Annotated in this window: 11 protein-coding genes and 1 tRNA gene; 5 read left to right on the top strand and 7 right to left on the bottom strand. The window is 61.8% G+C overall.

The genetic code is table 11. From position 1 onward, the window contains the following. Positions 1–2 precede the first annotated feature (2 nt). Positions 3–1373 carry an MATE family efflux transporter gene (locus AC1DV9_RS20480; RefSeq protein ID WP_477949844.1) on the top strand — a complete coding sequence of 457 codons (1371 nt, stop codon included), beginning with the start codon at positions 3–5 and terminating at the stop codon, positions 1371–1373. Positions 1374–1542: 169 nt separating this feature from the next. Here AC1DV9_RS20480 and iolB read toward each other — a convergent pair whose 3' ends face one another. From iolB to AC1DV9_RS20455, 5 genes are all read right to left on the bottom strand, one after another. Then, positions 1543–2340, bottom strand: coding sequence for a 5-deoxy-glucuronate isomerase (iolB, locus tag AC1DV9_RS20475; RefSeq protein ID WP_477949843.1), 798 nt, complete (start codon positions 2338–2340; stop codon positions 1543–1545). Positions 2341–2552: 212 nt separating this feature from the next. Further along, positions 2553–3470: a myo-inosose-2 dehydratase gene (iolE, locus tag AC1DV9_RS20470; RefSeq protein ID WP_477949842.1), complete on the bottom strand. Its 918-nt coding sequence runs from the start codon at positions 3468–3470 to the stop codon at positions 2553–2555. Between the two features lie 199 nt (positions 3471–3669). Further along, positions 3670–5520, bottom strand: coding sequence for a 3D-(3,5/4)-trihydroxycyclohexane-1,2-dione acylhydrolase (decyclizing) (iolD, locus tag AC1DV9_RS20465; RefSeq protein WP_477949841.1), 1851 nt, complete (start codon positions 5518–5520; stop codon positions 3670–3672). A gap of 87 nt (positions 5521–5607) precedes the next feature. Next, entirely contained in the window at positions 5608–7542 is a 1935-nt protein-coding gene (locus AC1DV9_RS20460; RefSeq protein ID WP_477949840.1) for a bifunctional 5-dehydro-2-deoxygluconokinase/5-dehydro-2-deoxyphosphogluconate aldolase, read from the bottom strand. A gap of 92 nt (positions 7543–7634) precedes the next feature. Further along, on the bottom strand, positions 7635–8510 hold the full coding sequence (locus tag AC1DV9_RS20455; protein ID WP_477949839.1) for a MurR/RpiR family transcriptional regulator: 876 nt from the start codon (positions 8508–8510) through the stop codon (positions 7635–7637). 209 nt (positions 8511–8719) lie between these two features. Here AC1DV9_RS20455 and AC1DV9_RS20450 point away from each other — a divergent pair, with 209 nt between their 5' ends. The 4 genes from AC1DV9_RS20450 to AC1DV9_RS20435 all read left to right on the top strand — a co-directional run bounded on the left by AC1DV9_RS20450 (position 8720) and on the right by AC1DV9_RS20435 (position 12940). After that, a complete protein-coding gene (locus tag AC1DV9_RS20450; protein ID WP_477949838.1) occupies positions 8720–9835 on the top strand; it encodes a Gfo/Idh/MocA family protein in 1116 nt (371 codons plus the stop codon). A 77-nt stretch (positions 9836–9912) separates the two neighbouring features. Further along, positions 9913–11130 (top strand): NAD(P)/FAD-dependent oxidoreductase, encoded by a 1218-nt coding sequence (locus tag AC1DV9_RS20445; RefSeq protein WP_477949837.1) that lies wholly within the window; start codon positions 9913–9915, stop codon positions 11128–11130. Between the two features lie 85 nt (positions 11131–11215). Next, a tRNA-Ser gene (locus AC1DV9_RS20440) sits at positions 11216–11305 on the top strand. A 564-nt stretch (positions 11306–11869) separates the two neighbouring features. Continuing rightward, on the top strand, positions 11870–12940 hold the full coding sequence (locus AC1DV9_RS20435; RefSeq protein WP_477949836.1) for a porin: 1071 nt from the start codon (positions 11870–11872) through the stop codon (positions 12938–12940). Between the two features lie 104 nt (positions 12941–13044). Here the strand turns inward: AC1DV9_RS20435 and AC1DV9_RS20430 are convergent, their stop codons facing one another. Both AC1DV9_RS20430 and AC1DV9_RS20425 read right to left on the bottom strand, forming a co-directional pair. Continuing rightward, the gene (locus tag AC1DV9_RS20430; RefSeq protein ID WP_477949835.1) at positions 13045–13932 is read right to left on the bottom strand and encodes an alpha/beta fold hydrolase; all 888 of its coding nucleotides are present in this window, start codon (positions 13930–13932) and stop codon (positions 13045–13047) included. A 56-nt stretch (positions 13933–13988) separates the two neighbouring features. Further along, positions 13989–16055: a lytic transglycosylase domain-containing protein gene (locus tag AC1DV9_RS20425; protein ID WP_477949834.1), complete on the bottom strand. Its 2067-nt coding sequence runs from the start codon at positions 16053–16055 to the stop codon at positions 13989–13991. Between the last annotated feature and the right edge of the window lie 206 nt (positions 16056–16261).

Genomic DNA, 16261 nt, shown 5'->3' with positions numbered 1-16261 from the left:
CAATGAACACCGCATCCACAGCCAATCCGTTTCTCACCGCGCCCCTGCCCAGGGTTTTCGCCCGAACGGCCGCGCCGATCATCCTGATCACCACCATCAACGGCCTGTTTGCCGTGGTCGACGCCTATTTCCTCGGCGCCTATGTCGGAGCCGGGGCGCTGTCGGCGGTAACGCTGATCTTTCCCGGCCTGATGATGGTCGTGGCGCTGCAGTCGCTGGTCTCGAACGGGATGGCCAGCATCCTGGCCCGCGAGCTCGGCGGCGGCAATCGCGATGCCGCACGCCGCACCTTCGCTGCCGCCCATGCGCTGGCGATCGCCGTCGTGCTCGTCGTCAACCTGATCTACTGGACGATCGGCTGGCGGATCGTCGGCAATGCCGCGGTGGGCGATATGGCGGTCGCGGCCAACGCCCGTACTTTCATGGGCATCATGGTCGGCGCCGCACCCATCGCCTTCTTCCTGTCGCTCAACATCGACGCTCTGCGCAGCGAAGGCCGGATCGGCTTCATGACGCTGGTCATGCTCGCCGCATCGGCGCTGAACATCGCCGCCAACTGGTTCTTCATGGCGGTGCTGCATTGGGGTGTGGCCGGTTCGGCGCTGGGTTCGGTGCTCGCCCAGGCGATCTGCCTGCTGGCCGTCATCATCTATCGGTGGCGCAACGTTGCCGCACTACGGCCTTCAACGCGCTTCCCGCTCTCTGACTGGAAGCCGATCCTCGCGCTAGGCGCACCGATGAGCCTCGGCTTCATCGGCATCTCGCTCTGCTCGGCAGCCGTGATCTTCAACTTGTCGATCTGGGGCGAGGGCGATTATGTCGCCACCGTCGGTGCCTATGGCATCATCACCCGCGTCATGACCGTCGCCTACCTGCCGCTGCTCGGCCTCAACATCGCCTCGCAGACGATCACAGGCAACAATTACGGCGCAGGCCTGCGGGATCGCGTCGGCCAGAGCCTGAAGATCGCGATGGTCGCCGCGCTCGTCTATTGCACCGGCGTGGAGATCATCGTCGAGCTCTCGGCAACCCGCCTCGGCCACATCTTCGTCGCCGACCCCGTTGTGATCGCCGAGGTCTCGCGCATCCTGCCCTGGACTGTCGGAGCCTACTTCCTGTTCGGCCAGATGATCGTGCTGTCAGGCTACTTCCAGGCGATCGGCGATGCCAGGCGTGCGGCGATCTTCGGCCTGTCGCGCGCCTATCTCTTCACCCTGCCGCTGACCTTCCTGATGCCGCATGCCTTTGGCGAAATGGGGATCTGGATGGTGCCTGTGTTTGCCGAGGCCTGCATGTTCGTGCTGGCGTTTGCGGTGCTGGCGCGGAATGCGCGGCGGTTGGGGTGGCGGTATGGGCTGTTGCCGGCTGGTTAGGAGCAAAAGGTGCGGTGGCGCACGGCGCTAACCACAGTCTCCCTCATCCCTGTGCTCGTCACAGGGATCCAGCCTGCCCAAGTCCTTGGGCAGAAAAGACTCTTTCCACCGCGCGGACGCTCGGTGGCTGGATTCCTGTGACGAGCACAGGAATGAGGGAAGGGCTGGGCTACGCCTTCAAAAGCCACTCATGCTCGGGCGCATTGTAGAACTTCCACACCCGCTTCGGCCCGGCCATCACGTTGAGGTAATAGAGGTCATACCCATGCGTCGCGGCACAGGGGTGATAGCCCTTCGGCACCAGCGTCACGTCGCCGTCCTCCAGCACCATCGCCTCGTCGAGCGAACGGTCGTCGGTATAGACGCGCTGGAAGCCGAAGCCCTGCGGCGGGTTGAGACGGTGATAGTAGGTCTCTTCCAGGAAGCTCTCGTTCGGTAGATTGTCCTGGTCGTGCTTGTGCGGCGGGTAGGAGGAGGTGTGCCCACCCGGCGTGATCACCTCGACGACGAGCAGCGAATGTGCCGACGCATCGTCCTCGGGCATGATGTTGTTGACGTGGCGGACATTGGTGCCCTTGCCGCGCGTCAGCGGTGGATGCGTGCCCGGCGGGATCGCCTTCGCCTCATAGGTGCCGCCGCCCGGTGCCGAGCAGACTGCAAGTTCCAGATCGGTCTCGGCGGTCACCGACCAGGCCGATTCCATCGGGATGTAGAGCGCATGCGGTGCGCCGTCGAACGGGCTCATGCGCTCGCCGAGCGTGCCGAAATCGCGGGTGCCAGCCGAGGCCTTGCCCTTGCCGCTGACCCAGACGAGGCAGATCTCGCGCTCACCCGTTTCGCCCGATGCGGTCTCGCCCGCCTTCAGCCGGTACATGTCGAAACCGACATAGGTCCAGCCGGCGCTTTCAGGCGTCACATGGGTGACGCGGCCGCTGGTGCCTTCGGGTTTTACCTTGAGATTCGGCATGATGTTTCTCCTCGATATGATGAACTCAGGGTGGGGCCCCCCCTCTGTCCTGCCGGACATCTCCCCCTCAAGGGGGGAGATCGACTCGTGTTGACCTCCCGGTCGGCAATAAATGTTGGAGCGAGTGGACGCTCCTAGCTGATCTCCCCCCTTGAGGGGGAGATGCCCGGCAGGGCAGAGGGGGGTGCCCCACCCGCAATTCGCGCCGGATATTACCCCTTCGGGAACCCTTCCGTCTCCACGGTATAACCCGCAGCCGTCATCACCCGCATCAGTTCGGCATAGCCAACCTCGGCCATCTTCTTCGGCGGCGCCTTGCGCGGGTCCTGTTCGGCTTCGACGACGAACCAGCCCTCGTAGCCGTAATCGGCAAAGCGCTGGACGATCGCGGCGAAATCGAGCGAGCCGTCACCGGGCACAGTAAACGCGCCGAGCGCCACGGCATCCAGGAACGACTGCTTGCTGCGGTCGAGGCCATCGACGACAGGCTTGCGGATATCCTTGACGTGGACGTGGTTGATGCGGGCGTGGTGATTGTCGATGGCGCGCAGCACGTCGCCGCCGGCGAAGGCCAGGTGACCGGCGTCGAGCAGCAGCGGAATGCCGGCGCCCGAATGCTTCATGAAGGCGTCGAGTTCCGGTTCGGTCTCGACCACGGCCGCCATGTGGTGGTGGTAGGAGAGGGGCATGCCCTGATCGGCGCACCATTCGCCGAATTCGGTCACGCGGCCCGCATAGGCCTTCATTTCGTCGTCGGAAAGGCGCGGCTTGGTGGCGAGCGGCTTGGAGCGGTCGCCCTGGATGGAACGGCCGACTTCGCCATAGACGATGCAGGGCGCGTTGACCGCCTTGAACAGCTCGATCATTGGCGCAATGCGGTCCTTGTTGGCCGCAAGCTCCTCGTTGACGAGCGTGCCCGAGAACCAGCCGCCGCAGAGCGTCACGTCGGCGGCGCGCAGGATCGGCAGCATTTCACCGGGATTGTTCGGGAAGCGACGGCCCTGTTCCATGCCGGTAAAGCCAGCGCCGCGCGACTGGCGCAGGCATTCTTCGAGCGATACGTCGTCGCTCAGTTTAGGAAGATCGTCGTTCCACCAGGCGATGGGCGACATGCCAAGTTTGGCCTTCATTGGTATTCTCCTCGTCATTCTCTTAAATCAGTGAGTGCGGCCCCCTCATCCGGCTGCCGCCACCTTCTCCCCGAGGGGAGAAGGGACGATGCCGCGCCGTCTCGTTTCCCCTTCTCCCCGTGGGGAGAAGGTGCCCGAAGGTCTCAGGCGCAACTTGTTGCGCCGGGGATGAGGGGGCTGCAGGCTCTAATGTTTCAAATCAGCCGACCCGCTGCGCCTGACGGGCCTTCAGATAGGCATCATGTGCCTTGTTGACCTCTCCGCGCGGGCTGACCTCGGGAACGGCGACATCCCACCAATGGCCACCGGCTTCTGTGGTGATCAACGGATCGGTATCGATGACGAAGACCGAGGTCCGGTCGTTGCCCTTCGAATCGGCGATCGCCTTCTCCAGCTCGGCAATCGACGCGACCTTGACGGCAATCGCCCCCATCGCTTCGGCATGCGCCCTGAAATCGATCTCCGGCATCACCTCGTGATAGGAGTCCTTCAGCAGGTTGTTGAAGTTGGCGCCGCCGGTTGCCATCTGCAGCCGGTTGATGCAGCCGTAGCCGCGGTTATCCAGCAGCACGATGTTGAGCTTGAGGCCCATCATCACCGATGTCGCCAGCTCCGAATTCAGCATCATGTAGGAACCGTCGCCGATCATCACGACAACGTCCTTCTCGGGATGCGCCATCTTGGCACCGAGACCGCCGGCGATCTCGTAGCCCATGCAGGAGAAGCCGTATTCCATGTGATAGCTGCCCGGGGCCGTTGCCGGCCAGAGCTTGTGCATTTCGCCGGGAAGACCGCCGGCGGCGCAAAGGCCGATCGCCTTTTCGAGCTCGAACGAGCGCGTCACGGCGCCGATCACCTGCGCGTCGGAGGGGAGCGCCGCATTGGTGGAAGCCATCGCCTTGCTGGCGGCCTCCATCCAGACGTTCTTTTCCTTCGTTGCCTTCTCGGCAAGTGCTGCCGGCGCCTTCCAGCCGGAAAGCCCCTTGGACAGCGCCTTCAGGCCTTCGCGGGCATCGGCGACCAGCGGCTGGCCGTCATGCTTGTAGGCGTCGTAGGCCGCGATATTGAGGCCGAGCATCTTCAGCCCGTCATTCTTGAAGAGCGCCCAGGAGCCGGTCGTGAAGTCCTGGCAGCGGGTGCCGACGGCGATGATGAGGTCGGTATCCTCGGCAATCGCATTCGCCGCCGAGGTGCCTGTGACGCCGACCGAGCCGAGCGCCAGCGGATGCCGCTCGTCGATCGCCGACTTTCCGGCCTGCGTCAGCACGACGGGAACGCCATGCGCATCGGCAAAGGCCGCCAGTTCCTTGGTCGCCTGCGAATAGAGCACGCCGCCGCCGGCGATGATCACCGGCTTCTGCGATGCCTTGATCAGCGCGATGGCCGAGGCAAGCTCGTCGGCATCGGGTTGCGGACGCCTGACAGCCCAGACCTTCTCTTCGAACAGGCTTTCCGGATAGTCGAAGGCCTCGGCCTGTACATCCTGGCAGAGCGAAAGCGTCACCGGCCCGCAATCCAGCGGATCGGTCAGCACCTGCATGGCGCGCTTCAGCGCCGAGATGATCTGCTCGGGGCGGGTGATGCGGTCGAAATAGCGCGAAACCGGGCGGAAGGCGTCGTTGGCCGATACCGTGCCGTCGCCCCAGTCTTCGATCTGCTGCAGCACCGGATCGGGCGCGCGATTGGCGAAGACATCGCCGGGCAGGAAGAGAACCGGGATACGGTTGACATGCGCCACACCGGCGGCCGTCACCATATTGAGCGCGCCGGGGCCGATCGAGGTCGTGCAGGCCATGAAGCGCTGGCGGAAGCTCGCCTTGGCATAGGCGATCGCCGCATGCGCCATGCCCTGCTCGTTATGGGCGCGGTAGGTCGGCAGTTCGCTGCGCACCTGATAGAGCGCTTCGCCCATGCCGGCGACGTTGCCATGGCCGAAGATCGCCCAGACGCCGCCGAAGATCGGCACCTTCTTGCCGTCGACGACGGTCATCTGCTTCTTCAGGAAATGCGCAACAGCCTGCGCCATCGTCAAACGGATTGTCTTACCCATCGGGTCCTCCCGAACCTTCGCTCTAACTTTTCCCCTCCCAGCCCTCATCGAATCGAGAGGGCCAGGAGGGGTCTAATCCTCAAATTCTCAGTTCAGCCCGCGCGTCTTCAGCCAGGCCTCGGTCAGCTGGCGGAAACGCCCCGCCATGTCGGATATCGCATCCTCGTCATTCATCTTGCCCGACAGCCAGCTGCGAGCCGCATCGGCAAAGATCGTCCGTCCAACGGCAAAGCCCTTGACCGATGGAGCGGCCAGTGTTGCCTCGAAGCCCTTGAGCAATTCGTCGGCGGGCGCTTCCAGCCCGAGCAGCACGATACCACGGCACCATGGATCATTTTTGGCGATCACCGCATCGATCTTCTTCCAGGCGGCGCTCGATGCCTGCGGCTCGAGCTTCCACCAGTCCGGCTTGATGCCGAGTGCATAGAGCTCTTCCATCGCTGTGGAGACGGTATCGTCGGTCAGCGGTGCATTCTTGCTGGCGATGATCTCGACCAGCAGCTCGCGGCCGACCTTGCGGGCGGCTTCGAACAGTGTGCGCAGCTTTTCCTGCTGCTCGAGCTTCAGCTCGGCCGGATCATCGGGATGATAGAAGCACAGGCACTTGATGCAATGGTTCAGCGGCCATTCGACGAGCTGCGAGCCGATATCCTGGCTGAACTCGAAGCGCAGCGGTTTCGAACCCGGCAGCTCGACCGGACGGCCGATCCAGGAGAAATTCTTGGTCGCGGCGTCGAAGAAGGCATCGCGGCCGAAGCGCTCGTCGATCAGCATGCCGTAGCCGCTGCGATTGTTGGCAACCCGGGCGGCGGCTTCGACGGCCAACCGCTTGAAGGCGACGATCTTCTTGTAATCGACGCCGAGTTCGTCGCAGACGCTGGTGAGCTGAGAGCGATGATCGATCGCCAGCGCCATCAGCAGCGGAATGTCACCTTTGCGGGTGGAGGCCCAGTGAATGTGGTTGATCGCCTCGTCCTTGCGCAGCGCCCGGTGCTCGCTGCCCTTCTTCAGGAAGAAGTCGAGCTCGGCCCAGGTGGGATATTCAGGCGAGCAGAGCAGGCGGGACACCGCGAAAGCGCCGCAGGCATTGGCCCAGGTGGCGCAGGTCTTCAGCGGCTCGTCCTTCAGCCATCCGCGCAGGAAGCCGGACATGAAGGCGTCGCCGGCGCCGAGAACATTGAACACCTCGATCGGGAAACCTTCGCCGACAATGCCGTCTTCCAGATTGTCGCTGATCGGGCCGTCATAGACGATGCAGCCCATGGCGCCGCGCTTGAGCACGATCGTCGCCGATGAAAGGCGGCGGATTTCCTTGAGCGCGCCGAGCACGTCATCGGCGCCCGAAGCGATCAGAATTTCCTCTTCGGTGCCGATGATCAGATCGCAATCCGGTAGCGTCTCCTTCATCTTGGAAGAGACACGGTCGGACTTCACATAGCGCTCGAAGCCTTCGGCATGGCCGGCAAGGCCCCAGAGATTCGGGCGGTAATCGATGTCGAAGATCACCTTGCGGCCGTTCGCCTTGGCAATCCGGATCGCCTTGCGCTGTGCTGCCTCGGTGTTCGGGCGGGAGAAATGCGTGCCGGAGACCAGAACCGCGCGCGACGACTTGATGAAGCCCTCATCGACATCGCTTTCTTCCAGCGCCATGTCGGCGCAGTCGGAACGGTAGAAGATCATCGGCGAAACGCCTTCGGCCTCGACGGCGAGCAGAACGAGCGCCGTCAGCCGCTCCTTATCCGTCTTGATGCCCTTGGTCTCGACGCCTTCGCGCGCCGACTGCTCGATGATGAAGCGGCCCATCTGCTCGTTGCCGACACGAGTGATCAGCGCCGATTTCAGCCCGAGCCGCGCCGTGCCGATGGCGATATTCGCCGGGCAGCCGCCAACGGACTTCGCAAAGGAACCGATATCTTCAAGCCGCGTGCCGATCTGCTGGCCATAAAGGTCAACGGAGGAACGGCCGATGGTGATCACATCGAGAGATGCCTCGGGCTGCGAACCCGGATTCGATTCTACCATATTGTCCTCCCGCTCATTTTTATGCGGTCTGAAATGTCCGCGAATTGGCAATAATGAAACAACGGTTCCGTCTTGTTGTCAATTCGGAATATTTATTCCATTTTGCTTTTCGACGGCTTTTGGCCCTGTGTCTTGCGCCGGCGCTCGGCGATCGCCACCGGCAATGCCATGGTCAGCGCCATCGACGCCGAGAGCGACCGGAACCCGGCAAAATCCGCCTCCGCCACCTCGAACCAGCAGGTGGCGCGGGACGCCAGCGGCGAGAAGGCCGAATCGGTAATGGCAACGACAGGCACGCCGCGATCGGCAAGCGCTTCGGCTTGCGACAGGCTGTCGGCCGCGTAGGGCGAGAAGCTTGCCGCGATCGCTGCATCTCTCGGCGTTGCAAACTGCACCATTTCAGGGTCGACGCCATTCGGCGAGGCGACGATCTGATGGCGGATGCCGAGTTTCGACAAGGCGTAGGTCATATGCGCCGTCAGCGGGTAGGAGCGGCGCTTGGCTATCAGGTAGATCGTCTCGGCGCTTGCCAGGATATCTACCGCCTTGGTGAATGTCTCGCTCTGCACCGTCGAAGCCATCCGGTTGATCGACTGGCTGGCCGCGCCAATGAAGCCCGACAGCAGATTGGCGTCCTCATCGTCACCGCCGGATTGCTCCAGCGTCACCAGACGCTCTTCATAGCTCAGCGTCCGGTCGCGCAGCCGCTCGCGGAAAATGCTCTGCAGATCGGAAAAGCCCTCGTAACCCAAATGATGCGCAAGCCGCACCAGCGTCGACGGTTGGACCTCGGAGGCCGCGGCGATGCTGGCCGTCGTGCCGAAGGCGATTTCATCGGGATTGCTGAGCGCGAAGGCGGCGACCTGCGCCAGGCGCTTCGGCATGCTCACCTTCCGCTCGATGATCGTGCTGCGCAGACTCTCGAAATCGCGGGGTACGCGCGTCTGCGCTTTGGCGTCGTTATCCATGCAGGCAATCCAAGAAATGAAACATATATTCCATATTTCGCACCATAGATGATTTCTCCCGGCGTTTCTAATTGTTTTTAATTTGCTTAATTTTCAGTATTTTAGACATAAATCCGGCGCCCATGCTGCAAATGTCGCAACATTAGCATCTTGTCAAAATGATCTAAATATTCCAAAAATCGCCTCGCTTTCGGAGGAGGATACGCAAAATGAGGCCACTTGGCATAGGTTTGATCGGTACCGGCTATATGGGCAAGTGCCACGCGCTGGCCTGGAATGCGGTCAAGACCGTCTTCGGCGATGTCGAGCGGCCGCGCCTCGTGCATCTCGCCGAAGCCAACCCCGATCTCGCCAGCTCGCGCGCCTCCGAATTCGGCTTCGAGAAGGCGACCGCCGATTGGCGGACGCTGATATCGAATCCTGAGGTCGACGTCGTCTCGGTGACGACGCCCAACCAGTTTCACGCCGAAATGGCGATCGCGGCGCTTGAAGCGGGCAAGCACGTCTGGTGCGAAAAGCCGATGGCGCCTGCTTATAAGGACGCCAGCCGCATGCTCGATGTCGCCAAGGCATCGGGCAAGGTCGCCGTGCTCGGCTACAATTATATCCAGAACCCGATCATGCGGCACATCAAGGCGCTGATCGAGGAAGGTGCGATCGGAACGGTCAACCATATCCGCGTCGAGATGGACGAAGACTTCATGGCCGATCCTGATGTCTTCTTCTATTGGAAGAGCGAACTCTCGGCCGGCTACGGCGCGCTCGACGATTTCGCCGTCCATCCGCTGTCGCTGCTCTGGTATCTCTTCGGCCATGTCGAGGCCGTCATTACAGATATGGTGAAGCCCTATGCTGATCGTCCGGTCAAGGAAGGCGGCCGCCGCGCCGTCGAGAATCACGATGCGGCCAATGTGCTGATGCGCCTCGGCGGCGGGATCTCCGCGGTCTTGATGGCCAACCGTGCCGCCTGGGGCCGCAAGGGCCGCATCGCTCTGCAGATCTACGGCTCGAAGGGCTCGATCGCCTATGACCAGGAGCGGATGAATGAGTTCGACCTCTATCAGGCGACGGGACGGGGCACCGAGCAGGGTTACCGCAAGATTCTCGCGGCCCCCGCGCACCAGCCCTATGACCGCTTCATTCCCGCGCCGGGCCACGGCCTCGGCTTCAACGATCTGAAGATCATCGAATGCCGCGAACTGATCCGCGCCATTTCGGGCGAGCCGTCGTCCTTGGTGACATTCGAAGACGGTCTTAGGATAGAGAAGTCTGTTCACGCCATGGCACAGTCGTTCCACGAGCGCCGCTGGATCGAGATCGACTGAAGAGATTCGCTTCCGGTTGACGGCGCAAGGGGCGGGGACTACCTCTCGCCCCAACAACGATTGCAGGGAGCGGGACCGTGACGGACAGACTGGTAATCATCGGCGCAGGGCAGGCGGGTTTCGCCATGGCTGCGAAACTCCGCGCCCTCAAGGACACGCGCCCGATCACCATCCTCGGCGCCGAGGATGTGCTGCCCTATCAGCGTCCGCCGCTGTCCAAGAAATACCTGCTCGGCGAGATGAGCTTCGATCGCCTGCTCTTCCGCCCGGAGCAGTGGTACCCGGACAATAATGTCGAGATCCGCCTGTCGACCTGGGTCGAGCAGATCAAGCGCGACACCAAGCAGGTGCTGCTGCAGGACGGCTCCTCTATAGAATATGGAACGCTGGCGCTGACCACGGGCTCGACGCCGCGCAAGCTGCCGGCAGCCATCGGCGGCGATCTCGAAGGCGTCTATGTCGCCCGCGACAAGCGCGATGCCGACCTGCTTGCCGGCGAAATGCGCCCCGGCCGCCGTGTCCTTATTATAGGCGGCGGCTATATCGGCCTCGAAGCGGCGGCTGTGGCCCGCCATCTTGGCCTTGAAGTCACCGTCATCGAGATGGCCGACCGAATCCTGCAGCGCGTCGCCGCCAAGGAAACAGCCGACATCATCCGTGTCATCCACGAAACCCACGACGTCGTCATCCGCGAGAAGACCGGCCTGAAGCATCTGATCGGCCGGGATGGCCGTGTTGTCGGCGCCGAGCTTTCCGACGGGTCGGTGATCGACATCGATTTCGCCATCGTCGGCATCGGCGTCGTCCCGAATGATCAGCTTGCTAAGGAAGCGGGCCTCGATGTCGCCAATGGAATCATCGTCGACGAGTTCGCCCGCACCTCCGATCCCTCCATATATGCAGCAGGCGATTGCGCTGTGCTTCCCTGGCAGGGCGGCAGGATCCGTCTTGAGTCGGTGCAGAACGCCGTCGACCAGGCCGATGCCGCCGCTGCGGTGATTGCCGGCGGCAGTGCCTCCTATGATCCGAAGCCGTGGTTCTGGTCGGATCAGTATGACGTGAAGCTGCAGATCGCCGGCTTCAACCTCGGCTACGACGAAACGCTGCTGCGCCCGGGCGCTCGCGAAGGCGCGCATTCGATCTGGTATTTCCGCAAGGGCCAGTTCATCGCCGTCGATGCCATCAACGATGCCAAGGCCTATGTGACGGGCAAGAAGATGCTGGAGAGCGGAATCAATCCGGACAAGACCATTCTGGCCGACGGCGCTGCCGATCTGAAGCAGCTCTTGGCATAAAGACCGGGTGCCCTGTGGTCTCGACTGTGAAAAGCCGAAATAGCGCTTGATTCACCAGTCGAATGACTCTATCAGGCTCCCAACCGGAGAGGTGGCCGAGTGGTCGAAGGCGCTCCCCTGCTAAGGGAGTATACCCGAGAGGGTATCGTGGGTTCGAATCCCATCTTCTCCGCCATCCTTCCCAAAACAGATCATTCAGCATTTCGTTTGTGACGTCCGGCTGCGAATCCGCATCGGGCGTTTTGCCGTTCAAATGGAATCGAATTCAGTTCCCCGCAGAATCAAAAATGGGAATCACCGCAGGCCGGATGTGATTCACCAGCCTCCATCTCTGGTCATCGGCGCAAACCAAATCCTCCGGCACGACAAGCAAGATGTGCCGAAAGCCCCGAATCCGGCGGAAAATCGGTATCATTGCGGCACATAACGCCGGTTCATCCACATGTGTGATGCCGCTAAACCCCTGCAAAACCGGGCGTTTCTTAACGAAGTATAAAGAAGCCGGCGGGGCGTATGTCGATTTTGTGTCCTTTGAGCAACAGGGGTCTGTGAAGGCAGATGCAAACAGCACAAAGGAGGCAGTTGGTGATTGCGTGACGGACGGCGTCTTGTATTTTCAACCTCGGAAGCGAGGGCGGTTGATCGTCCGACTTCTTGAAACATGGGGATGGGGCAGGGAACGCTGCTCTAACGGCGAAAAATCCCAGACCCGATCGAAACTTTGAATTGGAGGTCACCAATGACAATCAAGAGCCTTCTTCTCGGCTCCGCTGCTGCTCTCGCAGTAGTATCCGGTGCACAGGCTGCCGACGCTATCGTTGCAGCTGAACCGGAAGCAGTAGAATACGTTCGCGTTTGCGACGCATACGGCACTGGCTACTTCTACATCCCGGGCACCGAAACCTGCCTCAAGATCGAAGGCTACGTTCGTTTTGACGTAAACTTCGGCTTCGGCGACGCATACGAAACCAGCGGCACACCGCTTGGCGCGACTGAAGACTGGAACGTCCGCACCCGCGGTCAGGTTCAGTTCACTGCCAAGAGCGACACCGAATACGGCCCGCTCACCGGCGTTATCGTCTACCAGGCTAACTACCGCCCGGCTGGCGACGCTCTCAATCAGGGCTCGCAGGACTCGACGGTTCTCGACACCGCTTACATCGACATCGCTGGCCTCCGCGTCGGTAAGTTCGTTAACTGGTGGGATGATGACTTCTCGGGCGAGTTCGACACGCTGAACTCCGGCACGACCAGCTTCAACACCATCCGTTACCAGTATGAGTCTGGCGACTTCTACGCTGGTATCGCTGTTGAAGAACTCGGCGGCCAGGGCTTTGCTTGGGAAACCAATGGTAACGACGTCGGTATCGACGTTGGCGTTGGCGGCACTGCTGGTGCCTTCACGTACCAGGTCATCGGCGGCTACGACATCGACGCTGAAGAAGGCGCTGTTCGCGTTAAGCTCGGTGCTGACATCGGCCCAGGTACCTTCGGTATCGCTGGTATCTACTCCAGCGGCCGTAGCGCATACTTCACGGCTGGCGAATGGTCGGTTGCTGCTCAGTACGCTGTCAAGGCTACTGACAAGTTCACCATCACTCCTGGCGTTCAGTACATCGGCAACACCGAACTTGACGCAGACGGCAACTACGACGACGGCCACACCTGGCTCGCTGGCGTAACGCTCGACTACCAGATCGCAGAGAACCTCTCCACGAAGCTGGCAATCAACTACGGCAATGCTGACGACGGCGCTGGCAACAGCACGGACGGCGTAAACGGCTTCTTCCGCCTGCAGCGCGCATTCTAATCTGATCTGACTTCGGTCTAATCAGGAAGGCCCGGCTCTCGAGCCGGGCTTTTTGCTTTTGTGTAGTTCAAGATCTAAGCGCTGAGCCTGTGGACTATGGTCGCCTAAGTGCAAACCTCGATAAACCGCTCCAACTGCGATGGAATGGAATCGATATGCAGCAGCGGCGCGTGCCCCTGCTGCCGGGCGGTCAACCGCACACTGTCAGGATGGCGCCTCAGCATCTCCGTAACTGTCTCCTCGGACAAAAGCTTTGAATTCTCGCCGCGCACGACCAAGAGCGGCGCAGCCGTCATCGCCGCAAACTGCGTCCAAAGATCCGGCAATGGATTGCTGAAATCGGCGGCCGTCATCGCTTCCGCGATAGCGGGATCGAAGTCGCTCACGATTCCATCTTCAGTCTGGCGATAGATTGCCTGCGCCATCTCCTGCCAGTCTGCTGCCGAGAGTGCCGCAAAGTGGCTGCCATGCAGCTCCCGCAGCATTCTTCCTGCGTCGTCCCAGCTATCTGGCTGCCGTGCCTTGCCGAGATAGTCCTGGATATGCCGCAAGCCTGCGAGCTCCAGCACCGGTCCGACATCGTTCAACATCACGCCGGCCAGCAGTTCCGGTTTCATTGCGGCAATCAGATGCAGGATCAGGCCTCCGCGGGAGGTGCCGATAAAGATGGCGCGGTGGATGTCGAGGGTCTCGCAGAGGGTGAGCACATCCCGCGCTTCGACGGCGATGTTGTAATTCGCCTTGTTGTGATCCCAGTCGGAGAGCCCGCGGCCGCGATAGTCGAGGGCGATGACGCGGCGGGGGGATTGCGGGTTGGTCGAGAGGATGGTCGCCAGCTGGTGGAAGTCGCGGGAGTTGCGCGTCAGGCCGGGTAGGCAGATGACGGGGAGGGTGCCTACATGCGCACTGCCGTAATCTCGCGCATGCAGCCTAAGGCCGTCGGCCGTGGTGATCGTCTGGGCCGTGAAACCATTATCGAAATTCGTCGTCATCGCCATCTCCCTGTTGTCAGGGAGGTTAGCGCCGGCGCTTCATTCTGCAAGCGATCTCAGGAGGAGCGGCCGCCGATCAGATCGCGCTCGATATCGGGCGTCTGTCCGAGGCGGGCTTTGTAGACCTCGTAGTTCTCCATCACCCGCTGCACGTAGTTGCGCGTTTCGGGGAAGGGAATGCGCTCGATCCAGTCGACGATTTCGTCGATATTCTTGCCGCGCGGGTCGCCATAGCGGGCGATCCACTCCGGAACGCGCTTCGGCCCGGCATTATAGGCGATGAAGGTCAGGATATAGGAGCCGCCGAAGGCGTCGATCTGCTCGCCGAGATAATGGGCGCCGAGCGTTGCGTTATAGCCGGCATCACCCGTCAGCTTGTCGGCGGAATAGGCGATGTTGTGCCGCTTGGCGACGGCCTTGGCTGTTCCCGGCAGGAGCTGCAGCAGGCCGCGGGCATTGGCGGCGGAGACAGCGGCCGGATTAAAGGCGCTTTCCTGGCGGGCGATGGCATAGGCGAGTGCCTTGCCGGAACCTGAAATATTGGCGCTTGCGGGAATGACGCCGACGGGGAAGGCAAGCGCTGCGACATCGATGCCGCGCGAATAGGCGATCTTGCCGATCTGCAGCGACAGGTGATGGTCACCGGAGCGCTCGGCCTGCGCGGTGAGAATCGCCAGTTCGCCGGGGCTCTGGATCTGGTCGGCAAGCGCCAGATAGAGTGCTGCGGCCCGCCAGCCGTGACCTGCCGCTTCTAGGCGCGCAATGGCCTGCACCGCCTCGCGCGATTGCAGGTTCTGACGGTCCTCATTGGTCGGAGACGGATAGGAAACATTCAGCGTCTTGCGGCCCAGCCGCTCGCTGGCGAGCTGTCCGTAGAAGGTGCTCGGAAGGCTCGCAGCCTTGGTGTAGAACTCCTTCGATTGACCGGGGCCACCGGCTTCCGCCGAGCGTCCCAGCCAATACCAGGCGCGTGACACGGAGAGCGGCCCGCTGGAGATCTGCAGGATCTTACGGAAATGCTGTTCGGCGGCATTCGGGTCCTGAAGGCCGCGCAGCGCATACCATCCGGCATGGAATTCGGCCTCGACGATATCTGTCGGGCTCGTCGCCACGCTGTTGGAAACGATGCGATAGGCGGCGGCAAACTGCCCCTGATCGACCAAGCCGCGGCTGATGATCCGCTGTTCGTTCCACCATTCGCCGGCATTCACCAGCTCGTCGCGCTTCGATGGCATCTGCGCCAGAAGCTTGGCGGCCTCGGCATATTTCTCCTGTTTGCGCAGATATTCGATGCGGGCAAAGAGATATCCGGGGTCGGTGCCCCATGTCTTGTCGACGCCGTTGAGCAGAGCTGCGGCGTTCGGCGCCTTGGCGGCGACGGCCGCCCAGGCCTTGTAGAGCGATTGCGCCTGTCCCATGTCGCCGAAGCGCTTGGCTTGTGCCGTGCGGCCGCGATACATGAGATAGTCCATGCGCGCCTTATGGTCGGCAGGCGTGATCAGGCCTGAAAACTCGGCGAGGATCTTGTCTTCGGTTGGCTTGTCCAGGCCCTGGCCGCGCCAGACTTTGCGGATGTATTTGGCCGCCTGCGCCTGCTTTCCGGCCGAAACCAATGCGCGCGATAGGATGATGGCGCCTTCGTTGGTCTCCGGCGCGGTATCGCCGAAAGCGGCAAACACAGCCGCCGGGTCAGGGTTTTCGTCGTAGAGCGCGCGTTCCGAATTGGCGCGCAGCCGCGAAAGACCGGGCCAGCCTTTCAGCTCCTGCGAGGCGCCGGCGATCTCGTAGGAGGGGATACCCTTCTGCCCGGACATGGCGATCGCCCAGGTCAGGATATGGCGGTCGAGCGTTCCCTTCGCCATGCCGTCGCGAATGGAGATCGCCTGCTGCGGATCCTTGGCCGACAGCGCGTCGAGGCCGTTTTTCAGATCGCCGCTGACCGGCGCGACCGTGCGCGGAATGGCGCCGGTCATGATCGATTCCGGCATGGATGTCTGCGGCACATAGCCGATCGGCTTGACGTCGGGGACAGGAACATCTGTCTGCGGCAATGGCGACGCGACGCTGCTCCACGCGGCGGCCGACAGGCCGAGGGCGGTCAGGGTCAGGACAGCTCTTCTCATCCGGGATACTCGCAACGAAAACGTGGCCCCAAGTCTCGCAAACGGCATCTTAATGAAAGCTTACCGGAACCGGTAAACTTCGTTCACATTTGATATCGGAATTTGCCCTAAACCGATCTCAGCATGCTTGTCGCGGCGTTTTCACCGCTCTATGGTGCGCAACTCTTATCCAAAGAATGCGGCCGAAGCGTGGATTTCGGCCTTAG

The sequence above is a fragment of the Rhizobium sp. 01L410 genome (genome assembly GCF_056400165.1).
Note: the sequence above shows the minus strand (reverse complement) of the source record. Positions and strands in the feature narration are given on the sequence as shown.